Below are 23,670 nucleotides of genomic sequence, written 5' to 3' on the forward strand. Positions count from 1 at the left end.
TCCGAGGTTAACTTTATCAAGGAACAAAGCAGCAAAATGCTGCTTGGCAACGCCGTTGGGATCGGACGGCGTTTGACGGAAACCAAAGAGCTGGTACCCCATGGGGAGTGGCTCAAATGGCTGACTAAATCAGTGAGTTACTCCCCCCGTCGGGGAAGAGAGGCCAAATGGTGCACCGGTGCAACATTTGATTTTAACTCCATGTACACGGTTTTTGACGCCAAAGGCTGTTTTTTCATGCACATATTAATTAAGAAACTACCCGTAAACCCTTGCAAAGTCTTGACTTTTCGATAAATTAGCAAGCTCTAATTAAGCTTGAATATCACGTTTGGGGATAATTTGAGGAGTTTTCTTGCATGGTTATAAGTATCAGTTGAGATTTATGAATTTGTGACATTAATCACAAACTGAAGTGAGAGTGTCTCTATTGTATACAGCTGAAGCCAGCAATTTCAGTTTAATGATATTAATTATATACAAATCACTTTTTTCCTCAGCAACTTTATACCATTCTGAGGGCTTTTTTCACTTCGGAGGTATTTGGTATGATTTTTGCAATAAGACTTAAATTAAAGGTTATGTAATAAGGCTTCAGTGTTTCACTTTAGTCAAAACCATTTTAGGAGACTATAATTTGAGGAGGATACAAAATGCCAGTAGGTACTTATGAAAATTATGTCGAGCGTCTTCAGAAAATGAAACCAAACGTCTATATCAACGGGGAGAAGGTCGATAGAACTGGTGATTGGATCAATGGCGGGCTGTATGTTATGAAGCAGACCTTTGACTGCGCCCACGACCCGGCTTATGAGGAATTATGCACAGCCACATCTCACCTGACCGGTGAAAAAATTAATCGATATACCCATATTCACCAAAACATGGATGATTTGCTGAAAAAACAACGGATGACCAGACTACTCTGCCACAGAGTAGGAGGCTGTATCCAAAGATGTATGGGAATTGACGCCCTTAATGCACTTGCAGTAGTTACCTATGACATGGACGAGGCTTGTGGCACCGAATACAATAAGAGATTCCTGAAATATTTAGAGTATACCCAAGCCAACGACCTTGTCGGCAACTGTGCTCAAACCGATACCAAGGGTCACCGGATGAAGAGGCCGCATGAACAGGAGGATCTCGATCAGTATTTAAGGATTGTAGAAGTAAAACCTGATGGCATCATTGTCAGAGGGGCTAAGATCTGTAACTCTAATGCTCCCTATGTGGATGAAATTATTGTGACCCCGACTCGCTTCATGGGCGCTAAGGACGCTGCGTATGCCGTTTCTTTTGCCATTCCCGCCGACTGGGAGGGTGTCAAACTGATGGCTTTGCCTGGTGGGCATAGCAAACGGAAAAATCTGTTGGCACCGATGGGTGAAGTCGGTGATGTTGAATCAATGACCATCTTTGACGATGTATTCGTGCCCAATGAAAGAGTTTTCATGAATGGCTTAGAGAATCCTGATGTTGTTCAATATGCGGGCTACCTAGCCTTGATGTTCGCGCACTTTCACAGACATTCCTATACAGGCTGCAAAGCAGCCATTTCCGAAGTTTTGGCCAGCCAGGCCGCGCTCGTAGCCGAATACAACGGGATTGAAAAAGCAGAACACGTTAAGGAAAAGATCTCTCACATCATTGGAACCGCAGAATTAGTGTTTGCTGCAGGACAGGCCAGCGCCTACCGCGGCGTAAAATTTCCATCTGGCTCCTTCGTGCCGGATGAAATTCTCACCAATGCCGGCAGACGGTTGGCGGGTCAAGAGATATACAATGAATATAGCATCCTGGCTGACCTGGCAGGAGGGTTAAGTGCCACCCTGCCGCTCGAAGGGGAGTTCTACGCGGAAGAAACAGCAGAGCTTGTGAACAAGTACATTATAAGAAACCCGAATATTTCCGCTGAAGACACCCACCGCTGCTTCCGGATGGTTGAAAACCAGCTTTGTTCGCATTTTGCCGGAGCAACGATGGTAGCAGGAATGCACGGCGGCGGTTCTCCTATCATGGAAACCATTGCGATGATGGGCGCGTACGACCTCGAAGCCCTGAAGAATATTGCCAAGTATCTTGCCGGGATCAATCCGGACCTGCCCATATACGAGCGGGCAACCGTCACACCAAGGCGGATGCTAGATAAATTCAAAAAGTCTCAAAAGTAATTGAACGTACTATACCCATTCTTGATGCTGGCATACTTCTCTAATTACATTGTGATTCGTTCAATATTGAAGACTAAGCTGAAAGCAATTCAAGATTAAAACTGATGGTGTCTCTATTGTATACAGTTATAATGAACGAATTAAGTATAATTATCTTATAAATATACAAATAACTTTATCCCCCGTGCTTTCTAGGCCATTCGGGGGATTCTTTTATACAATCATAAAGTATTACAATCAGTCCGTATCAGTGTAACTATGGTATCTGTCTTCATCAGAAGGCTTGGCACCAGCCAAGTTTACTTTATACTAGTCAGAAAGTATAACTTTCAGTTGTATACTTTCTGGAAGCATAAGTGCAACTAAGGCGGCCGCCTTCGCCATGGCTTCTCCGCTAAGTTAACACGTGCGAAGACAGTGTCTGCAAGAAGGCTAATACGTGCGAAGACAGTGTCTTCGTGGGCGCCAGCCAAGTTTTCTTTACTTTTGGTAGTGGTTGGTATGTTTTTTGCAATACACTGAATTTACAAAATCATATGATAAAATTTAAATTTTGGTCTTATCAAATTTACTGGAAAAACTAATTAATACGAGGAGGATAAAAAATGCCAGTAGGAACTTATAAAAACTATGTCGACCGCCTAAAGAAGATGAAACCAAACGTTTATATCAACGGTAAAAAAGTCGATAGAACTGGTGATTGGATTAACGGCGGGCTATATGTCATAAAACAGACTTTTGACTGCGCCCACAACCCGGCTTATGAGGAGGTATGTACTGCAACATCTCACCTTACCGGTGAAAAAATCAATCGGTATACCCACATTCATCAAAGCATGGATGATTTGTTGAAGAAACAACGGATGACGAGACTGCTGTGTCACCGAGTGGGCGGGTGTATCCAAAGATGTATGGGAAATGATGCGCTCAATGCCCTTGCCGTTGTTACCTATGATATGGACGAGGCTTGTGGCACCGTATACAACAAGAGATTTCTGAAATACCTAGAGTATTCCCAGGCTAACGACCTTGTGGCCAACTGTGCTCAGACCGACACCAAGGGTGACCGAATGAAGAGGCCGCATGAACAGGCGGATCCCGATCAGTATGTAAAGATTGTCGATGTAAAGCCGGATGGCATCATTGTCAGAGGGGCTAAGATCTGTAACTCAATAGCTCCTTATGCGGATGAAATCATCGTTTTGCCGACGCGTTTGATGGGCGTAAAGGACGCTGACTATGCTGTCGCCTTCGCCATTCCCTCGGACTGGGAAGGTGTTAAGCTAATAGCTCTACCTGGTGGTCATAGCAAGCGCAAATACTTGCCGGCGCCAATGGGTGAAGTGGGTGATGTCGAATCGATGACCATTTTTGACGATGTGTTTGTACCTAACGAAAGAGTATTCATGAACGGCAGAGAGAATCCTGAGGTTGTACAATATGCGGGCTACTTGGCCCTGATGTTCGCCCACTTCCATAGACACTCCTACACAGGCTGTAAAACAGCTGTTTCCGAAGTTCTGGCCAGTCAAGCGGCACTCGTGGCTGAATACAATGGAATTCAAAAGGCTGAACATGTTAAGGAAAAGATTTCTCACATCATCGGTACCGCAGAGCTAGTGTTTGCTGCAGGACAGGCCAGTGCCTACCGCGGTGTAAAATTCCCATCCGGCTCCTTTGTACCAGACGAAATTCTTACCAATGCTGGAAGACGGTTAGCAGGTCAAGAGATTTACAATGAGTATAGTATCCTAGCCGACCTAGCAGGTGGGCTGAGTGCCACCCTGCCCATGGAAGCGGAGTTCTTTTCTGAGGAAACTGGCTCGCTCGTGAACAAGTATATCAAGAGAAACCCGAATATTTCCTCCGAAGACACACATAGGTGCTTCAGGATGGTAGAGAACCAGCTGTGCTCGCATTTCTCCGGAGCACAGATGGTAGCAGGAATGCACGGCGGTGGCTCTCCATTGATGGAAACCATTACTATGATGTCCCGGTACGATCTGGAAGGTCTGAAGAATATCGCCAAGTATCTGGCCGGAATTAATAAAGAACTTCCCATCTATGAGAGGGAGACTGTGACACCAAGAAAGATGCTGGATAAATTTAAAAATTCAGTAAAATAGGTTGTACTATACAAAGTTCCGAAAAGTATTATCATCCTTGAGCAATTGCCCAAAACAGTCAGCGGTAAGACTCTAAAGACAGAGTTAAGGAAAAACGTTAAAGCGTAGCTTAAGTTGGCACCCAAGGAGGAAAATTATGAAAGCTCTAGTTTACCGGGGTTTAGGTGATATTCGGGTGGATGATGTGCCAAGACCTGAAATCCAGGGACCTGAGGATGCCATTGTACGGGTTACCACGACCAGTATTTGTGGCAGTGACTTGCACATCCTGCATGGTTTATTGAGGGTGGAACCGGGAACGGTTATAGGTCATGAATTCGTTGGTGTTGTGGAAGAAGTAGGTTCAGCTGTAACCAAGGTTAAGCCTGGCGACAGGGTGGTAAGCATGGCGGCGGTCAATTGCGGGCAGTGTCGTGCTTGTCGTAGCAGACTTATATCTGCCTGTGAAAACGGAGGCGCTTATGGATGCGGGCCTAAGATGGGTAACCTCCAGGGGGTTCAGGCTGAATTCGCTCGTGTATTGTATGCAGATGAAACCTTGGAAAAGATACCAGATGACCTGACTGATGAGCAGGTGCTCTTCGTCGGGGATATCCTTGCCACAGCGTACACTGGTGTAGTGGGGGTAAACCCGGATGGAAAGGGAATTCAACCGGGGAGTGTAGTTGCCATTTTCGGAGCTGGACCTGTAGGACTGTGCGCGGTAGCAGTAGCGCGTCTTTTCGGTGCATCTCAAGTGATTGCCTTGGACAGAGAGGACTATCGTTTGGACATGGCAACCCGTTTGGGAGCGGATAAGGTGGTTAATGTTTCAAGGGTGGATCCTGTTGCGGCCATAAAGGACTTTACTGATGGATGGGGAGTGGACTTGGTCGTTGAAGCTGTTGGCAGCCCAGTATCCTTAGCTAACTGCTTTGATACAGTAGCTATCGGTGGAACAGTGTCCATCATAGGAGTTATTTCAAAACCAGTGGAAGTGCCGTTCCATAAGCTTTTATTAAAGAATATTACGATTCAAACTGGACTTGGCAATTTCATTCATACTAAGAGATTGATAAGCCTAATTCAGGCCGGCAAACTGGATCTTACTCCCTTAATTACTCACCGTTTTCCTCTGACAGAGGCCTCGAAAGGGTATGAACTTTTTGAAAAGAGACTGGATGGGGCCATAAAGGTAGTCCTTAACCCATAAATATTTGCTGTAGGACGATCAGATAGAAAAGAGAGAGAAGTTCTTTGACAGAGGAGGGATTGTGAAAGTGGCTAAATCCATAGATTCTATGTTTTCGTTGGCAGGAAAGGTTGCTATAATTACTGGCGCAAGTCGGGGTATTGGGGAGGAAATTGCTGGTGTTTACTTAATGGCGGGGGCTAAGGTGGTTATCTGCAGCCGTAAGCCTGAAGGGGTAAATGAATCAGTGGAAAGAATCAGATCATTGGAGACACTCCCTGAAAGTGGTGTGTCCCCCTACCTTAAAAACGAGCAAAATGTTTTAGGAAAATAGTAGCTAATGTATTAGTGCCTGAAGATAGAAAAAAATTAGTTGAGGCGACCATGGATTGGGCAGGACAGATAGATATCCTGGTTAATAACGCAGGTGGAAATCCCGGTTATGGACCTTTAGCTGATTTAACTGAACAGGCGTGGGATAAAGTTATTGAGGTCAATTTAAAGTCAGCTCTTTTTCTTTCACAATTAGTTTACCAGGCGTGGATGAAGACTCATGGAGGTGTGATTATCAATGTTGCTTCGGTAGGGGGATTTATTGCCTCCACGGGTGTAAATGCCTATAACGTTTCTAAAGCTGGTCTAATACACCTTACCCGCAGCTTAGCAAGAGAGTGGGGAGCTGATGGTATAAGGGTAAATGCCCTTGCTCCCGGTCTAATCAGAACAAAGTTTAGTCAGGTTCTTTGGGAAGGGACGAAAGGGTCGGAGATGGTTGAAAGTCATCCTATTCCCCGAGTCGGTGAGGTGGAGGATATAGATGGCGCTGCCTTACTGTTGGCATCGTCGGCATCTTCTTTTATGACAGGACACACTTTAGTTGTCGATGGAGGACAGTTACTTTGCACCTCAAGTTGAAATACTAGAGATCAATACCATTTGGGGTTGTATTCTTTGTAGACAGCTGCAACGATTAATATGTATTCAATATATACATTCGGATAAGTACGCAGGTACATAAATACGTCTTTAGGAAACTATTTTTATCTTAGAATATTTGGCATAATTATTGCAATGACAATGAATAATGTGATTATTCTTAAAATAATTCAAATTGAGGAGGGGAATTATTGAAGTAAACATGACCAGTCCATTTTTGCTCAGGAAAGCGTAATTCCTTATATGATCAAAGGCCGCGGTGCAATTGAGGTGATTAAAGGATGGAGAATGCCTGAATTTGCAGGAAGGTAATCTTTGGAGGGGGAGAAACATAATAGGCCAAAGAATTATATATGGCTACAGGTTTAGAAATTCTGTAATGGAAAGATAAATCCCTTAAAAAAAGGAGAATTTAGAATGAAGAAAAAAGTGTTGTCAATTTCGTTAGTATTGTTATTAGCTATGAGCCTGGTTGGCTGCATGGCACAAAAACCAACAGTATCCCAAAACTCTAATCCTACGTCAACAATTGAAGCTTCTGCTCCGGTAGTTAATCTGAAATTGCAATCTCACCTCTCTGGGGAACAGTTAGAGCGTACTCTGGGTCCTACTATTAAACTAATAGAGAAAGAGACTAATGGGACAGTCAAGATCACGCCGTACTCTGCAGGGGTACTGATGCCGGTGCCAGAAATGCTTAATGGCTTAACTTCAGGAGGACTTGATATGGCATTGCTTCCAGAAGGCCTATTTGCAGGTGTAATACCAGTAAGCGAAATCGCCTCAGGTTTACCCTACGGCTATAAAAATTTACATGAAGCCTGGATTTTCATGTGGCAAAGAGGATTTCTGGATATACTGCGGCAAGAATATGCTAAGCAAAAAATTTACGTAATTCCCGTTGAAACTTATAACGTCGGCTTAATGACTAAAAAACCGGTTAAACAGTTTGCTGATTTAAAAGGGATGAAATTAAGGTCTATTGGCGGAATGAGTATGTTTGAGACCGCGGCTGGAAGCTCAGTTGTTAGTATACCAGGGTCTGAGCTATACACAGCCTTGTCTACTGGTGTCATAGATGGAGTTAGTTGGGGTGACGCAGGGCCAATGTATGAGATGAAGTTTCCGGAGGTCTTAAAAAATTACATGCTGCCTGATCCAATACAGGGAGCATGGAACAGTATATATTTTAACTTAGATGTGTGGAATAAGTTCACTCCTGGACAAAGAAAGGCCATTGAAGCAGCTGTTATAAATGGTAGTAGGGCAACTGAAGAGCAAACTCGGGCTATGTACAGTAGAGCGCTTGATAGTATGGTTGATAAATTTGGCGTTACGGTGAACACATTATCTGAAGAAGATCAAGCAAAAGCGCAGGAAATTTCGTCAACAGTATGGGATAAAATAGCAGCAAAAAACCCAGTTAACGCAAAAGTAATAACCATGCTTAAGGAATTTCACAAGGAAAGATTAGATGCCAAAAACGTCTCACCAAAATTTGGTGAGTTGTCCTGGTAAGAAGTTGATTAGTCGGGGGGAGGGGTGTATCCACCGCTCCCCTCGATATTAACATTAGTTAATAACGGAGGTGCACAATTGAGAATAATTTTGCATTACATTGATCTTGTTAGTGAGTGTTCAGGAAAATTCATTTCTTTATTAATAATTGTGCTGAACCTAATAATTGGTTATGAAGTAATAGCAAGATATGTATTAAATGCCCCCACTATTTGGGTCCATGAAGCTTCGGGCATGTTGTTTGGCACCTACATTGTACTTGGTGCGGCCTACATTTTATCGATCAAAGGACATGTAAATATGGATTTGGTTTACAATCGTCTCTCCAGAAGGCAACAAGCTTTTATAGACATAATTACGTTTGGGGTTTTCGCTGCCTTTTGCGTAGCGCTAATCTTTAAAGGAGGGGAAAGGGCTTTGTACTCTATAAGAATTATGGAACATTCTTCAAGCATATGGGGTCCGCCTCTCTATCCGATAAAAATTATGCTGCCCATAGGGGCTTTTCTCCTACTCCTTCAGGGGATTGCTAAATTCGCCCGAGACGTCACCACTTTAGTTAAGGGGGAAGAGAGATAATGAGCGTTGGTTTCGTTTCACTTCTTTTGTTTGCTTTGCTTATTGTACTTCTTATTTCAGGATTGCCGCTAGCTTTCATCATGGGAGGACTTGCTACTATATTTTCCTATTTCCTGTTGGGTCCCAGATCCTTAGCTGCTATTGCCGGTAACGCCTATGGAGTAATGGAAAATTTTGTTATTATTGCTATACCTTTGTTCATCTTTATGGGAGTAATTCTCCAGCGCTCAGGCATAGCCGAAGATGCCTATGAGTTAATGTATAAATGGTTGGGCGGCGTTAGAGGAGGCTTAGCGATTGGGACTGTTGTAGTCTGCACCATATTTGCAGCTTTGACCGGAACAAGTGCTGCAGCTACCATATCAATGGGGGTTATAGCCCTTCCAGCTATGCTTAAACGCGGTTACAACAAACATTTGGCTATTGGTTGTATTTGTGCAGGGGGAACTTTGGGAGTACTTATTCCTCCTAGTGTATTAATGATTATCTATGGGGTTTTTGGGTCGGAGTCTGTAGGTCGGCTGTTCGCCGGAGGGGTCGTTGCTGGTTTAGTGATGTCCTTTCTATTCATGGCCTATATAGCTATAAAAGCCTTCTTGCAACCTCAACTAGCTCCAGCTATCCCACTTGAAGAGAAAGTTTCTATGAGGGAAAAGCTCGTAGCTTTACGCGGATTGATTCTCCCCTTGCTTCTTGTTTTTGGAGTTTTAGGTTCGATTTTTTTGGGTGTTGCTACTCCTACGGAAGCTGCCGCCATCGGTAGTTTGGGCAGTGTCCTATGCGCTGCGATTAATCATAAACTTACTTGGTCAGTTATCAAAGAGACTTGCTACCAAACTTTACAACTCTCTGGAATGGTCGTATGGATTATCCTTGGGAGCGCTGCCTTTACTTCCCTTTATGCATCTACAGGAGCAATACAGCTTGTACAAGAGTCGATAGCTTTACTACCACTATCACCTTATCTTATTTTGATAGGAATAATGTTTCTCTTATTTATCCTGGGTATGTTTCTGGATCCTGGTGCAATCATAATGCTTACTGTTCCGATTTTTGTCCCTCTTATAAAAACGTTAGGGTTTGACCCGGTTTGGTTCGGTGTTCTTTTCATTGTCAATATGCAGCTTGGATACTTGACCCCCCCTTTTGGTTTCAGTCTATTCTATATGAAAAGAATTGTCCCAGAAGATGTAACGATGGGAGATATATACAAGTCGGTCTTCCCCTTCGTCCTAATTATGATAGTATGCGTAATACTATTTGTGATATTTCCTGAGATAATTATGTGGCTTCCAAATCGGTTATTTGAATGAGATTGAGAATGTCATTTACGGGCGAGGCATCTTTGCCCATTGATATTTTTTAACAAATGGAAGATATAACTGGGCTGAAATAGTTGGAGGATACTAGAATATATCGAACGAATCAGCTTGGGCCCCCTTTACCCATAGGTATAAAATATACCTATGGGTAAAGGGGGCCCAATTATGCCAAGAGGAGTGTAAATTTAGGAGTTAAAATGAACTAGATTACTACCGTTACAAATTAAGTCTTTTTGCCTCTTCGCGAAGTTCGGCTCTAAAATCGGGATGAGCAATACTAATTAACTCTTGAGCACGCTGTTTTATATTCTTTCCTCTAAGTTGAGCAACCCCATATTCAGTTACGATGTGATTAACTTCCTGACGTGGAGTAGTAATCGCTGAGCCGTGATTTAACAACGGAACAATTTTTGAAATCCGTCCATTCTTTGTAACGGCTGTTGATTTAAGGCATAAAAAGCCTTTCCCCCCGGGTGAAAGCTGTGATCCTAGAGTGAAATCCATCTGGCCACCGGTACCGCTATACATAATCGGGCCAATGCTTTCAGAACACACCTGACCAGTAAGATCTACTGAAAGAGCCTGATTTATTGAGACCATTTTATTATTCTGTCCTATTATATATGGATCATTGGTCCAAGCTTGTCTGCGCATCTCCACCGCAGGATTCTCGTGCATCCACTGATACGTTTCGACTGACCCCATAGCAAAACAAGCACATATTTTCTCAGGTTTTAGTGTTTTCTTTTTCCCGTTTAAGACGCCTAATTCCCATAGATATTTATATGCATCTCCCAGCATCTCCGTATGGGCTCCTAAATCATGTTTATTTGCCAGGAGCTTACCTAGTAAATTAGGCATCCCTCCAATTCCCAACTGTATAGTAGACCCATCCTCAATCATTTCTAGCAATAGATTGGCAATGGCAATATCCTCAGCCGTGCTCTCTGTCACCGCTGGATTCGTAAATAACGGTTGGTTATTTTCAACAATATAATCAACCTGCGATATGTGTATGAAGTTATCACCAAATACCCGGGGTTGATTCTCGTTAACTTCCAGGATTACCATCGTATTCTCCATCCGCGCAGGTTCGTGAAAATAGAAAGGAGCAGTGGCTGTACAGAAATACCCGTGCTTGTCCATGGGGGTAACACTGGATATTACCTTGGCCTTTCCTGGAGGAAGGTCTTTAAGCAGGTAATTGGTTAAAGTATTAGGGACATTATGCAAATGTTCTGGAATAAAATCAGCATACCCATTATTTACAGCTTTTCTCACTGGAGGAGTTAAAATGAACGTTGTACTTATCCTAAAGTGGGGATAAACTTCGGGTTTTATCCAATCTGTCGATAACGTTGGCCCAAACCCTATGTGCTCAACATCATCAAATTCTTTCGCCATAGCCCGTTTACCGATTGCATTTAGTAAACCAACCGGTTCGCTGGCACATTGATTTGACACAATCTTGTCCCCGGATTGTATCAATTTAGCCGCATCTTCCAGCGACATAAACTTCCGTTTGTATTCTTCTTGAAACTTTGAGTTCAAAATATAACCTCCTCAGTCATATGCGGCATTGTATAAGCAACAATCAAGTAACATCTCATCAATTCCTCATCCCGCCCTTCCTTTATCGTTATTTAGGGTAAGTAGTGATAAATGTTGCAAGATCCATACCAATGCACCAATATTTCTAAATAATAAAAAAATAAGATAATTCCGATTTTATTTAATAATAGTAGACGATTATGGATTAAGGTTGGGAAACGTGATCAAATATTAGAAGCGATAGTGAGCATACAGACCTTGTTTTGTATCTAAAGTAAACATTTTTACTTTTCCGTCTGTGTACGAAGTATACATTTGTAGATTAGTCCAACTTTTCCACAAAGTTCCTGCTGTGCGTTTTGCCAAAAAGGCAGAACAGGCAGGGGTCGACGCCGTAATCATTGTAGGATTTGAATGTGGCGGCCACCCGGGAATGGATGATGTTACTTTCTTAGTTTTGACGCCCAAGGCGGTGGGTGTATCATTAGTATACATGCGCAGTAAGTGGGTAGGTTCGTTTTATATCAATATCAGTACCAGTAAAGGATGAAAACGGGTTAAAGATGTATTTCTTGAGTAGGTTTGGCGTGAGCTCAGTATTATCTAGTGCGGTCCGGCACAATTTTTGCAATAGAATTCTATATTAGAGGTTATTTGAAAAGGCTTTAGGGTATTGGTTTAATCAAAACCGTCAGAAAACTTAGAAAATGAGGAGGTTTGGGGAAAAGACGGCAAACCTCGGTTTTGCTGGTAGGACTTATCATATCATGAAAACAGTTTGGTCATTAATAAACAAGACTGGCGAAGTTAGGATATATGAAAAGGAGAGATTTGTTTGCGTGAAGTTGTTATCGTCAGTGGCATGCGTACCCCCATCGGCGATTTTTTAGGTTCTTTGAAAAACGTTTCGGCCGTCGAATTAGGGATAATAGCACTTAAAGCTGCGTTGAACAAAGCTAAGATAGAACCAGGCCAAATCGAAGAGGTAGTAGCCGGGCACTCCAATCAGGCTGGCTGCAAACCCAACACAGCCCGACAGGTCGCGTTAGGAACAGGTTGCTCAGTTGAGACAGTAGCAGTTACAGTTAATCAGCTATGCGTATCTTCTATGAGGGCTACAGAAATTTTATCTCAGGAAATTATATTAGGTAAGGCGGATATCGGGGCAGCTGTTGGGCCGGAGAGTATGTCAAGTATACCCTATCTTTTACCTGGGGCGCGAAATGGATATCGCATGGGATCTGCTCAGATTGTTGATGCCATGTTTAACGACGGATTGATCGACGCCTTTAACAACTACCACATGGGAGTCACTGCGGAAAATCTTGCAAAAATGTATAAAATTACTCGCGAGGAACAGGATGAATTAGCTCTGCTTAGCCACCAAAGGGCCTGTCAGGCAATCAAGGACAACAAGTTTAAAGACGAGATCATCCCGGTTGAGATAAAAACTAAGAAGGGATCCATTTGGGTTGATACGGATGAACATCCCAAGCCTGACACAACCCTAGCAGGTTTGGCAAAATTAAAACCAGCTTTTGATAAAGAGGGAACCGTTACTGCTGGAAATGCGTCCGGCTTGAATGACGCCGCATCCGCCTTGATTCTCATGTCGTTGGACAAGGCCAAGGAACTTGGATGTAAACCGTTGGCACGTATAGTTGCCTCTGCTTCAGCGGCTGTAGATCCAAAAATTATGGGGATTGGAGTCGTCCCAGCAGTAAAGCGCGTCTTGAAGTTTGCGAATCTCAAGATCGATGATATTGGCTACTGGGAGATCAATGAAGCATTTGCGTCTCAATTTTTAGCCGTTAACCGAGAACTAAACCTGGACATGGATAAAGTTAATGCTAATGGTTCAGGTATTTCCTTAGGCCATCCAGTCAGTTGCACTGGGGCTCGGTTGATCGTTACAATGCTCAATGAAATGCGACGTCGCGGTGTCCGGTTTGGGTGTGCTTCTCTTTGCGGTGGCGGCGGTCCGGCTAGTGCTATAATTGTAGAACAATATCTTGATTAAGAATATTAAATCTGCCGTTGTGATGGAGAAAAGAACCAATTTTAAGGAGGATCCACGATGAACATTCGCACAATTGGAGTTGTTGGCGCTGGAACTATGGGAACAGGTATTGCTCATATAGCCGCTATGGCAGGATATGATGTAATCCTACGGGATATCGACATGACGTTTATTGATCGTGCCGTAGCTAATATGGATAAGTTCATGGCGCGCTCTGTTGAAAAAGGGAAGATGACCGAGGAGGTACGACAGGTAACTTTAGGTAGGCTTAAAAAGACGACTGCGCTGGAGGATATGGCGGCTGCTGATTTCATAATCGAGGTAGTTTTAGAGAAGATGGATCTAAAGAAGGAGGTGTTTCAGACCCTGAACAAGGTGTGCGGGCCTGAGGTCATCTTTGCTACTAATACTTCTTCCATGTCGATCACGGAAATTGCAACTGCTTCAGGCCGCCCTGACAAAGTCTGCGGTATGCACTTTTTTAATCCAGCTCAGATTATGCGGTTAGTGGAAATCATCCGTGGAACGCAGAGTTCGGACGAAACGATAGCAGAAGCAACTGATTTAGCCCGCGCTTTCGGCAAGACAACGGTTGAGGTCAAAAAGGATTCCCCAGGATTCATAGCTAATCGGATTTTGATGCCCCAGCTGATTGAGGCTGCCCGCCTCCTGCAGGAAGGAGTTGCATCCGTTGAAGACATTGATACCGCTGTAAAGCTTGGACTCAACTATCCCATGGGCATGTTTGAACTGTTGGATTTTGGTGGAATTGATCTTGCCTATCATGTTATGGAATACTTTGCTGATGAATTCAGCGACAGCCAGTACGCTGCACCGCAGATAATCAAACAAATGTGCAGAGCAGGTAAACATGGTCGGAAGAGCGGAGAAGGTTTCTATAAGTATTAAGATTAGATACTGTGTGTATCATTAGTATACATACTTGCTAAGTGGCACCTGCTTGTTTGTATCAAAGCTATACAAAGTTTAAAATCCCCCAGGGCTTTTTAACGTTTGCCTGAGGGATTTTTATGTATAGTTATTGTTGGCACGATTATTGAAAGTTAAGTAAGTAACAGCCGCTACAAGTGTTTAATTTTCTCTGATGTTGAGGAAGAAGGTGGAGTTAAATTTGTCTAGCCACTTTATTTATCATAACCTGGATCACAAATTTATCATTAAGGAATGGCTGGAAGGAGAAAAGATTTTTTAAATTTTCAGCGCACGTTTTTATGTTAGAAATATTGTTCCAGACGTTATGGCAACAGTAAGGGTAATTAAAGAGGAGGACAGCTCAGCAATAGACATTCCTGAAGATGCTTTTTAGTATGTAATATCAAAAGGGGAGGTGGTAAAAATAATTGGCAAAGATTTAATTGGTCGGGAAAGCAAACCAGTTAGAGTAAAGATCGAGGCAGATGTAGTTCGCAGGTTCGCCGAAACGGTGGGTATTCCCTTTGAAAACCGGGTGCCTCCAACTTTCTTTGGAACCTTTATGAAAGGTAGTATTGAAGGGGTTGATCTATTTCAACCCGGAACAATTCATGGTGAACAAAAATTCGTTTATTTTCAATCGGTTTCAATCGGTGACAATATAGTCTATACTCGTCGGATCAAGGATGTTTTTGAACGGTCCGGTAAGGTTGGCAAAATGACGTTTGTTATAGTTGAGACTACGGGGTGCAATCATGCGGGGGAACAGGTTTTTTCAATGAGTTCAACAGTGATCTTCTCTGATCATAGGGATGAAATTTAAATCTAAAATAAGGAGATTAGATAAATGCCATACGAAACGATCCTAGTACAAATCAACGACGGAATTGGAACAATTACCCTTAATCGGCCTAAGGTGTTAAATGCCTTAAACAGTCAGGTTATTAGGGAATTAGGCGAAGCCGCTTTGGAACTGGGCATGAATGATTCTGTACGGGTAGTCATTATCACAGGAGGCGACAAAGTGTTTGCAGCCGGAGCAGATATCGATCAAATGGCTACAGCAACTACGGTTGATTTTGCTACAGATGACCAACCTGCACACCGTGCTTTTAACGCTATCGAAAATATGCCCAAACCGGTAATTGCAGCGGTTGCAGGTTATGCTCTGGGCGGTGGATGTGAATTAGCCTTAGTTGCAGATGTACGTCTTGCCGCTGACTCTGCCAAGTTTGGCTTGCCGGAAATTAAACTAGGTATTTTGCCTGGAATCGGAGGAACCCAGCGTTTGCCAAGACTCGTCGGAGCAGGCAGAGCCAAAGAGTTACTTTTTAGCGGTGACTTTATCAGCGCTGAGGAGGCATTTCGTATTGGCCTGGTCAATAAAGTAGTTCCCGCTGAAGAACTTTTCGAGGAAGCCAGAAAAATGGCTAAACGCTTTGCGAGTCAGGGGGCTGTTGCTTTACGTATGGCAAAGTCTTGCGTCAATGAGGGGCTGCACATGGACTTGGAAGCAGGACTGCAGTATGAGCAAAGATGCTTCAGTATTTTGTTCGCCACCGAGGATCAAAAAGAAGGTATGAAGGCTTTTATGGAAAAGCGTAAGCCAAACTTTCAGGGAAGGTAGGTATCTGTAGGAAAGATGAAACACCTTTGGGATTATCAGGTTAACGACTCGCTCCCCAGTAGAGAATGGTGGCCAACCGACCTGCAATTACGGCAGTATGCAGAGGCTTCAGGTGATTTTAATCCTATTCACTTAGACGAGGCATTTGCCCGAAAAGCAGGATTTGACGGTATAATAGCTCACGGGATGTTGACTATGGCTCAACTTGGAGCCATGCTGACAGACTGGATAAGTGAAGAAGGAACCCTTAAGAGTTTTGAAGTCCGGTTTAAAAATATGGTTCGAGTTGGAGAACGGATAGTTTTTTCTGGCTATATTAAAGATGCTCTGTCTGATGCCGTAAAATGTGACCTTATTGTGACTAAAGCTAACGGAGAAGAAGTATTGACGGGATCAGCAGAGGTCTCGTTTAAGACCAAGGATAGCTTTAGAGGAAATAATATTAATGCATAATTAACATTGTGCATTAAATCATTCTACTTTGTGCTTCGGACATCGAGCATTGAGCCTCGAGCATCGGATGCGTGCAGCGACTGTACCCTGTTAAAAACCTTGTTACTACCGTTCAACGGTCAATTTATCCCTTTCGGAGATTAAAGGAGGTTTGACTGGTTTTTTCTGATATGATGTATACAAAATATACAACATACAACATATTGGGGGAAAAAGGATGAGCATCGGATCTTACGCTATAACTACAGATGTTATCAAGCAATGGGATCAAGGGCTTTTATTTAAGATCCTCGATAACATTGAAGACGTTGTAATGGTTCTTGATTCAGATACCACGATTGTTTATGCCAATGAGTCTTACGCTAAGATTTTAGGAGTACCGGTTCAGAAGGTCTTGGGGCGCAGGCTAGATTTGATCGAGCCAGAATGTCTGGCTATCAAAGTATTGCGCTCAGGAAAAGCCAGTAACGAGCGGGACAATCTTTCCTCAGTCGGTATTGATGTAATTGGACGTTCGTTTCCGCTTTTTGAAGGGGACCAGGTCGTAGGCTGTGTTGCAATTTTCAATAACATAACTAAAGTTGTAGAGTTGAGCAGGGAATTACAACAGACTAAGGGAGTAGCTGACTATTTGCAGGATCAGTTAAATCAGCAGACGCAGTTGCCTTTGTCCTTTAAAGAATATGTAGGGCAGAACAGTCGTTTGAGGGAAACCTTGGGGTTAGCGGCAAAAGTGGCTCGAACTGATAGTACAGTACTAATCTTGGGTGAAAGCGGAGTCGGTAAGGAAGTTTTAGCCAGGGCCATTCATAATTCCAGCCGGCGGAAGGATAAACCTTTGATTAAAGTTAACTGTGCGGCTATACCTGAGGCTTTGCTGGAAAGCGAGTTGTTCGGGTTTGAGGATGGGGCTTTTACTGGGGCAAAAAAGGGTGGCAAGCTAGGGAAATTTGAACTGGCTCACGGTGGTACCATTTTTTTGGATGAAATCGGTGATATGAGCATTAATATGCAGGCTAAGCTGTTGAGAGTACTACAGGAAAGAGAATTAGAACGGGTTGGAGGCACCAAGACCATAAGTCTGAATATAAGAGTGATTACGGCAACAAACCGTAATTTGGAAAAGATGATGGACGAAGGGACTTTCCGTCGTGATTTGTATTATCGACTTAATATTGTGCCGCTATACCTATTGCCGTTACGTGAACGTATGGATGATCTCCTTACTCTTGCCAAAAAGTTCCTTGCTCAATATTTGGAGGAAGTAAACCAAGAGTTAACCCTTTCTCCACAAGTGATAAGGATTCTGAAGGCTCATGACTGGCCCGGCAATGTTAGAGAATTACAAAATGTATTGGAACACGCCAGTATTGTTCGAAGCGGAACGCAAATTGAAGGCCAGCATCTCCCGGATTATTTGCGTCCGATCAATATTGAATGTCAACAGATCCAAGAAAGGCCTTATGATTTAAAAGAAGCTGTAGCCAAAGTTGAACGAGACTTAATGGTTGCGGCTTTGGCGAACAGCAATAACAACCGTAGCACAGCTATTAGAGAATTAGGTATTTCGCGTCGCGCCTTCTATGAAAAACTACGCAGGTATGATATAGAAGGCCAAGCCGAAGACTAATTTACGGTTTAGCTGAGGTAGTGAATTTTCTAACATGGAGAGAAGTCGATTTATGGCGCGGATGGCGTTAACTTTGATAAAGCAGCCCAAGCTTCCATCATGAAATATGTGGAGATGGGATATGGCAATTTACCGATCTGCATGGCATGGCGTATGTTCTTTTTCCTGTGCGGCAAAGAATGCAAGGATTCTTACCTATAAGGCGAGAATCCCTTGCTTATGCTCTATGTAACTGGTGAAGAGTGGGATTCGAACCTACGAGAGTCTTCATCATACCGCGCTAGGTTGTTCTTTGTTAAAAATTTGAGCGTTTGTAAAATACTGTTTTTCTCTTTAGTTTTAGAAAATAAACTTTGCGGTTCATCAATTTCTAACGTCAAATTATCTGGCTTGAATAAACGGCTGTCTCCTAAATTAGCTGCGATAGTAATTTTCGTCGTTCCAAACACAAGGTGAGATATAAAGGTAGCAATTGCATCTTTGGGTTTGATTGGAAAAATGGCCGTGGCACCAATTTTGGAAGCGACTCCGTATAGAGAAGCCCTAAAATTAGCTTTCCCTTATATTACAAGAACTATTACGTCCAATTTAGCGAGGATTAGGATAGCGTAAATACTAGAAAGCTACCGATAGTATGCTGTATCGGTAGCTTTCTTTTGGGTTGAGTTCACTTGAATCGATTAAGTTAGCGGGCTCCTAAATCATAAGGAGTCTCCTGATAGACAAAGTAATTTAACCAGTTTTGAAATAGCAAGCTTGTATGAGAGCGCCAATTATGGATTGGCGTTTTAGTAGGGTCATCATTAGGAAAATAGCCTTTCGGAAGTGCAATGGCAAGCCCTTTGGCGATGTCCCGATCGTATTCCTCTTTCAAAGTTAACGTATCGTACTCCGAATGCCCCGTTACGAACACTTGTCGTCCGTCTTTAGAAACCACAATGTAAAGCCCCGCTTCATCAGACTCCGATAAAATCTCTAATTCGGGGTGTGTTTCAAGGTCGCTGCGCTTGACTTCCGTATGGCGAGAGTGGGGGACGAAGAATTCATCGTCAAAACCGCGCAGCAGTTGCATGCCGTTTAAGCTGCGCTTGTTCACATTGTGCTTAAAGATTCCAAACATCTTCTCAGAGAGAGGGTATTTTGGAATTCCATAATGGTGATACAGCCCTGCCTGAGCCCCCCAGCAGATATGGAAGGTGGAGGTTACATGAGTTTTTGTCCATTCCATGATAGTTTTAAATTCTTCCCAGTAGGAGACTTCCTCAAATTCCAGATGCTCTACTGGTGCCCCAGTGATGATCATGCCATCGAATTTTTGCCCTTTGACCTCACTAAAGCTTTTGTAAAAGGAATCTAAATGTTCCTGCGCAGTATTTTTAGAAACATGAGAATCAATACGCAAAAGCACAATTTCAACTTGCAAAGGGGAATTTCCGAGCAATCTCAAGAGTTGTATTTCGGTTGTTTCCTTGCGAGGCATGAGGTTGAGTATCACAATTTTTAAGGGACGGATATCTTGGTGAAAGGCGCGTTCTTCTCCCATCACAAAGATGTTTTCCTGATTTAAAATCTCTAAAGCAGGTAAATTTTCAGGTATTTTGATAGGCATGTATCTAAACTCCCTTTTCGAGGTTGAGGTTCGATGCACGAAGTCCGATATTCGAGATCCAACTAGCGCACATCGATTCTCCCATTTTTTTTGCTGCCAAGACTGTGTGAACAGATATTGCGCAAGGTTACTCAAGTTTAAGTTTCTTAGCTTCTTAGCTCCTTAAGCGCCTTGACTTGCCTGAAGAGCTTGATCCAGATCATATAGGAGATCATCAATGGTTTCTATTCCGATGGAAAGACGAATCATATCAGGGGATACCCCTGCAAGGCGTTGTGAAGCCTCATCGAGTTGTTGATGGGTGGTACTGGCCGGATGAATGACTAAGGATTTGGCATCCCCCACGTTTGCCAAATGAGAAAACAGTTGGAGACTGTTAATGAACTTTTTGCCTTCGTTGAGACCACCTTTAAGACCAAAGGTGAAGATTGCTCCAGATCCCAGGGGTAAATATTTTTTAGCGAGGGTGTGATAAGGACTCTTGGCAAGCCCTGGATAGTTAACCCAAGTCACTAAGTCGTGCTGGTCAAGGAATTCTGCAACTTTTTGAGCATTGGCAACATGGCGTTCCATGCGTAAGGGAAGCGTTTCTAATCCTTGTAAGAACAAAAAGGAGTTAAAAGGGGAAAGGGCTGCACCAGTGTCGCGCAAAAGGGATACTCTCGCTTTGATAATATAAGCAGCATTACCACAGGCTTCTGTAAAAATTATGCCGTGGTAGCTCGGATCTGGTTGACTGAGTCCTAGGAACTTACCGTTGTTCCAGTCGAATTTCCCAGAGTCGACAATGACTCCTCCTATCGAAGTACCATGGCCACCTATAAATTTGGTGGCAGAATGCACCACAATGTCCGCTCCGTGCTCGATTGGACGGCACAAGTAGGGTGAGGCAAAGGTATTGTCTACGATCAGGGGAAGGCCGTTTTCATGAGCAATTTGAGCAATCGTTTCTAGATCGGCAACATTGATGAGCGGATTTCCGATGGTTTCAGTATACAAGGCTTTTGTCTTATCTGTGATTTTTGAGCGGAATTCTTCTGGTTTGTCGACGTCTACAAAGTGAACTTTGATTCCAAGTTTAGCAAATGTGTAGGCGAATAAGGTGTAAGTGCCTCCGTAAAGGGAACTGGAGGCGACAATTTCATCCCCTGCTTGGACGATGTTTAAAAGTGCGTAGGTAATAGCTGCTTGGCCGGATGCAGTTGCAAGCGCTCCAACTCCCCCTTCAAGAAGTGCAATGCGTTGTTCAAAGACGTCTTGAGTAGGATTCATAATTCGAGTGTAAATATTGCCAGGTTCTTTTAAGGCAAATAAATTAGCAGCATGATCAGTGTCGTTGAAGACGAAGGAGGAGGTCTGGTAGATAGGAACGGCACGCGAATTGGTTGCTGAATCTGGGCTTTGCCCTCCGTGTAAGGAAATTGTTTCAATACCTAGTTGTCGCTTTTCAGTCATGATAATTCCTCCTAGTTTTTTTGGTTTGTGGGATCATACAGGGATCGTTTGAATTGAGAGAGGACTATTGAGGTGGTTGGTAAATAAAAAACGACCCACTTCAAGAGAAGCGGCCGTTATGATATTTAACACGCTACTCTCATCTCTCAGAACCTATGGTTCTGTTGGAATTAGCACCTCATAGCTTGCACTATCGGTTGCCGGGCATCATTGGGCCAGTCCCTCCGCCACTCTTGATAAGAGAAATTCAATATTTAGTTGTTGAGGATATTGATACTATAAATCAAATCGGCGCCTGTGTCAACAGATAGCGATTGCCAATTTGTGTTATATAATTTAAGGGGTTGGAAAGCTATTTAGTATTAAAAAATCACTTTGAATTATGGTTTTGATAGATTAGCTCCTCCCCGACTAACTGGAGAATATTTAAGGCTAATTGCAAATTAAAACAGGCTTGAGGGTCCTTAAGATCCTGCCCGGTAATCGCTTCAATACGTAGTAACCGATATTTAAAACCGCTTACTGACAAATTAAGGATTCTTGCGGTTCCCTCAAGATTACCACGGAGGTTAAGAAATTCTTGTAATGTGGTAAGAAGTTGGGAATTATGGGTTTTATCATAGGCTAAAAGAGATCCTATTTGACTGGAGGCAAAGCTATATAAATCTGTTGGGTTTAAGGCACCAAAAAGCAGGACAGGAGCACTGAATTGTTCAAGGGAAATGACTTGTCCCTGTTTCTTAAGGGCTTTTCCTATTTCAACAGTGGAGCGTATTGGCGGATTCGGACCGAATTGGGTAACTCTGCTATCATTACAGAATTTTATTAAAACATATTAATAAAATAGTTGACACAGAATAAATATCAAATTATACTGATTTATATTGATATTAAAAATATTCAGAATAAACTAATTAAATTAAATTAAATCAAATTTTAATATGTGAATTTTTACACGACATAATTGAAGCTGAAAAATTATAGAAACCAACTGATTAATAATTTGTTTTTTAAAGGTAAATTCAATAAATGTGGCCGCGACATTAGGAATATAGCAATTTTGAATGCAAGCCTGGTAGATGTCAATTTCCTTGGGCAGTTATGGGAAGGGTGATGAATAACATTTTATTAGTAAAGGTAAAATAATTGTTTTTTGTCACTATACTATTAAGTATAATATTATTACATATATCATTAATTATAATTTGCACAAACGGAAAACAACTAGAAGACGCCAATCAGCAAGGATTGTAAGCATTAAATAGGGGGTGATGCTTCAGGCAAATTTCAGGGAACAAGACATTTTACATCTTTGGATAAGGGGGAAATCATTTCAGACAAAATGAACCTGAAGGTGATAGGGAGAGTAACTAATATTTTTTTACTTGAAACACCCCAAAAGATTAATACAGATCTATGCAAATAAACATTCAAATTAGAGGAGGAATTGTTTTGAAACTAAGGAAAAATATTATTTTATTAGTAGCGTTAGTTTTTGGGCTGGTTCTGCTTGCCGGATGCGGCGGGACTAAAGTAAGTGGGGATACTCCAGCTAAGGATACTCCAACTAAGGAAACGATGAAGCCGGTAACATTAAAGTTTGCCGATTTCATACCGCCTGGTCACCCGATTAACGTAAATATGACAGGCGTCTGGGCGAAAAGAGTTGAAGAAGTCACTAACGGCTTGGTAAAAGTGGATATTTATCCAGCGGGAACTTTATTAAAAAGCGGTGATATTTATGAAGGCGTTGCATCAGGCGTTGCGGATGTGGGTCACGATGTCTCCGGTTATAATATCGGCAGGTTGCCAGTATTTAATGCAATGTATGTGGGCGGACTTCAGTTCAAAGGCGCTAAAGCATCCAGTTATGTTGCCCGTGATCTTTTGAAGGAACTTAAACCCAAAGAACTTGAAGATACCCATCTTTTGTACACATACGGCATTGCCCCTGGAGTTCTGATGACGATCAAACCGGTAAAAACTCTGGAAGATCTGAAAGGCATGCAAATTCGAGCCAGCGGTGCAAATGTTGATACGCTGAAAGCCTTGGGCGCGGTTCCAGTTGGCTTAACCATAGCCGAGACATATGATTCAATGTCTAAAGGTGTTGTAGATGGCGCCTTGCTGCCTGCTGAAACACTTAGGGCTTTTAAATTAGGAGAAGTTACCAAATACGTCACCTCAGGAGTCGATATGTTGTATAATACTGTTCATTATGCCACTATGAATAAAAAGGTATGGGATTCCTTCCCCAAAGAGATTCAAGATGCTATTACTAAAGTGAACGAGGAAGTATTTGCGACTGCTTCAACAATGTGGGATGGAAAAGATGGAGCAAAGGGAGAAAATCAACTCGGTCTTGATTTTGCCGTTACCAAGGGCAATCAATTGATTACGCTCTCTGCTGAAGAAAGTGCACGTTGGAATGAGAAACTCAAGCCGTTACAGGGCCAGTATGCTGAGGTATTGAACAAGAAAAGCATTGACGGGAAAGCGGTCATGGGTAAAATATCAGAATTAACCAAGAAATATAATAGTGAATTCTATAAATAAAATTAGCACA

20 protein-coding genes, 2 pseudogenes and 1 riboswitch are annotated in these 23,670 nt (G+C 42.6%); of the genes and pseudogenes, 18 read left to right on the forward strand and 4 right to left on the reverse strand.

Features of this window, described 5'->3' with window-relative positions; translation table 11 throughout:
- The 9 genes and pseudogenes from JL57_RS35415 to JL57_RS24115 form a co-directional block, all read left to right on the forward strand.
- Positions 1 to 144: pseudogene (locus JL57_RS35415) on the forward strand (DUF3102 domain-containing protein); the annotation flags it as partial.
- A 509-nt stretch (positions 145 to 653) separates the two neighbouring features.
- The gene (locus JL57_RS24080) at positions 654 to 2,174 is read left to right on the forward strand and encodes a 4-hydroxyphenylacetate 3-hydroxylase family protein (RefSeq protein ID WP_034144473.1); all 1,521 of its coding nucleotides are present in this window, start codon (positions 654 to 656) and stop codon (positions 2,172 to 2,174) included.
- A 605-nt stretch (positions 2,175 to 2,779) separates the two neighbouring features.
- Positions 2,780 to 4,300 carry a 4-hydroxyphenylacetate 3-hydroxylase family protein gene (locus JL57_RS24085; RefSeq protein ID WP_034144474.1) on the forward strand — a complete coding sequence of 507 codons (1,521 nt, stop codon included), beginning with the start codon at positions 2,780 to 2,782 and terminating at the stop codon, positions 4,298 to 4,300.
- Positions 4,301 to 4,436: 136 nt separating this feature from the next.
- Positions 4,437 to 5,492, forward strand: a complete 1,056-nt coding sequence (locus JL57_RS24090; RefSeq protein WP_034144475.1) for a zinc-binding dehydrogenase — start codon at positions 4,437 to 4,439, stop codon at positions 5,490 to 5,492.
- Between the two features lie 67 nt (positions 5,493 to 5,559).
- Positions 5,560 to 5,805 (forward strand): SDR family NAD(P)-dependent oxidoreductase, encoded by a 246-nt coding sequence (locus JL57_RS24095; protein WP_034144476.1) that lies wholly within the window; start codon positions 5,560 to 5,562, stop codon positions 5,803 to 5,805.
- Between the two features lie 14 nt (positions 5,806 to 5,819).
- Positions 5,820 to 6,386 (forward strand): SDR family oxidoreductase, encoded by a 567-nt coding sequence (locus JL57_RS24100; protein ID WP_291300509.1) that lies wholly within the window; start codon positions 5,820 to 5,822, stop codon positions 6,384 to 6,386.
- Positions 6,387 to 6,824: 438 nt separating this feature from the next.
- A complete protein-coding gene (gene dctP, locus JL57_RS24105; RefSeq protein ID WP_034144477.1) occupies positions 6,825 to 7,925 on the forward strand; it encodes a TRAP transporter substrate-binding protein DctP in 1,101 nt (366 codons plus the stop codon).
- Between the two features lie 78 nt (positions 7,926 to 8,003).
- The gene (locus tag JL57_RS24110; RefSeq protein WP_034144478.1) at positions 8,004 to 8,504 is read left to right on the forward strand and encodes a TRAP transporter small permease subunit; all 501 of its coding nucleotides are present in this window, start codon (positions 8,004 to 8,006) and stop codon (positions 8,502 to 8,504) included.
- Positions 8,504 to 9,817: a TRAP transporter large permease subunit gene (locus JL57_RS24115; RefSeq protein WP_034144479.1), complete on the forward strand. Its 1,314-nt coding sequence runs from the start codon at positions 8,504 to 8,506 to the stop codon at positions 9,815 to 9,817. The genes JL57_RS24110 and JL57_RS24115 overlap by 1 nt, the downstream gene beginning before the upstream one ends.
- A 225-nt stretch (positions 9,818 to 10,042) precedes the next feature.
- Here JL57_RS24115 and JL57_RS24120 read toward each other — a convergent pair whose 3' ends face one another.
- On the reverse strand, positions 10,043 to 11,377 hold the full coding sequence (locus JL57_RS24120; protein WP_291300510.1) for an acetyl-CoA hydrolase/transferase family protein: 1,335 nt from the start codon (positions 11,375 to 11,377) through the stop codon (positions 10,043 to 10,045).
- Positions 11,378 to 11,729: 352 nt separating this feature from the next.
- Here JL57_RS24120 and JL57_RS35420 point away from each other — a divergent pair, with 352 nt between their 5' ends.
- From JL57_RS35420 to JL57_RS35425, 8 genes and pseudogenes are all read left to right on the forward strand, one after another.
- The gene (locus tag JL57_RS35420) at positions 11,730 to 11,927 is read left to right on the forward strand and encodes a hypothetical protein (RefSeq protein WP_291300511.1); all 198 of its coding nucleotides are present in this window, start codon (positions 11,730 to 11,732) and stop codon (positions 11,925 to 11,927) included.
- Between the two features lie 285 nt (positions 11,928 to 12,212).
- Positions 12,213 to 13,397: an acetyl-CoA C-acetyltransferase gene (locus JL57_RS24125; protein ID WP_034144480.1), complete on the forward strand. Its 1,185-nt coding sequence runs from the start codon at positions 12,213 to 12,215 to the stop codon at positions 13,395 to 13,397.
- Positions 13,398 to 13,454: 57 nt separating this feature from the next.
- Entirely contained in the window at positions 13,455 to 14,306 is an 852-nt protein-coding gene (locus JL57_RS24130) for a 3-hydroxyacyl-CoA dehydrogenase family protein (protein WP_034144481.1), read from the forward strand.
- Between the two features lie 439 nt (positions 14,307 to 14,745).
- On the forward strand, positions 14,746 to 15,153 hold the full coding sequence (locus JL57_RS24135) for a MaoC family dehydratase N-terminal domain-containing protein (protein ID WP_291300512.1): 408 nt from the start codon (positions 14,746 to 14,748) through the stop codon (positions 15,151 to 15,153).
- 24 nt (positions 15,154 to 15,177) lie between these two features.
- Positions 15,178 to 15,957 carry an enoyl-CoA hydratase/isomerase family protein gene (locus tag JL57_RS24140; protein WP_034144482.1) on the forward strand — a complete coding sequence of 260 codons (780 nt, stop codon included), beginning with the start codon at positions 15,178 to 15,180 and terminating at the stop codon, positions 15,955 to 15,957.
- A 15-nt stretch (positions 15,958 to 15,972) separates the two neighbouring features.
- Positions 15,973 to 16,410, forward strand: coding sequence for a MaoC/PaaZ C-terminal domain-containing protein (locus JL57_RS24145; RefSeq protein ID WP_045691464.1), 438 nt, complete (start codon positions 15,973 to 15,975; stop codon positions 16,408 to 16,410).
- A gap of 217 nt (positions 16,411 to 16,627) precedes the next feature.
- A complete protein-coding gene (locus JL57_RS24150; RefSeq protein ID WP_291300513.1) occupies positions 16,628 to 18,040 on the forward strand; it encodes a sigma-54-dependent Fis family transcriptional regulator in 1,413 nt (470 codons plus the stop codon).
- Between the two features lie 42 nt (positions 18,041 to 18,082).
- Positions 18,083 to 18,187 (forward strand): annotated as a pseudogene (locus JL57_RS35425) (formate--tetrahydrofolate ligase); the annotation flags it as partial.
- Between the two features lie 538 nt (positions 18,188 to 18,725).
- On the opposite strand, the gene metA reads toward JL57_RS35425, so the two are convergent.
- From metA to JL57_RS36610, 3 genes are all read right to left on the reverse strand, one after another.
- Complete coding sequence (gene metA, locus JL57_RS24155) at positions 18,726 to 19,649, reverse strand: homoserine O-succinyltransferase (protein ID WP_034144483.1); 924 nt, start codon at positions 19,647 to 19,649, stop codon at positions 18,726 to 18,728.
- Between the two features lie 162 nt (positions 19,650 to 19,811).
- Entirely contained in the window at positions 19,812 to 21,104 is a 1,293-nt protein-coding gene (locus JL57_RS24160; RefSeq protein WP_034144484.1) for a homocysteine synthase, read from the reverse strand.
- 136 nt (positions 21,105 to 21,240) lie between these two features.
- A riboswitch (SAM riboswitch) is annotated at positions 21,241 to 21,347 on the reverse strand.
- Between the two features lie 127 nt (positions 21,348 to 21,474).
- Positions 21,475 to 21,930 (reverse strand): helix-turn-helix domain-containing protein, encoded by a 456-nt coding sequence (locus JL57_RS36610; protein WP_366557085.1) that lies wholly within the window; start codon positions 21,928 to 21,930, stop codon positions 21,475 to 21,477.
- A 626-nt stretch (positions 21,931 to 22,556) separates the two neighbouring features.
- On the opposite strand from JL57_RS36610, the gene JL57_RS24165 reads away from it, so the two are divergent.
- Positions 22,557 to 23,660 carry a TRAP transporter substrate-binding protein gene (locus tag JL57_RS24165; RefSeq protein ID WP_291300514.1) on the forward strand — a complete coding sequence of 368 codons (1,104 nt, stop codon included), beginning with the start codon at positions 22,557 to 22,559 and terminating at the stop codon, positions 23,658 to 23,660.
- Positions 23,661 to 23,670: the final 10 nt, after the last annotated feature.

Source organism: Desulfosporosinus sp. BICA1-9, assembly GCF_000802135.1.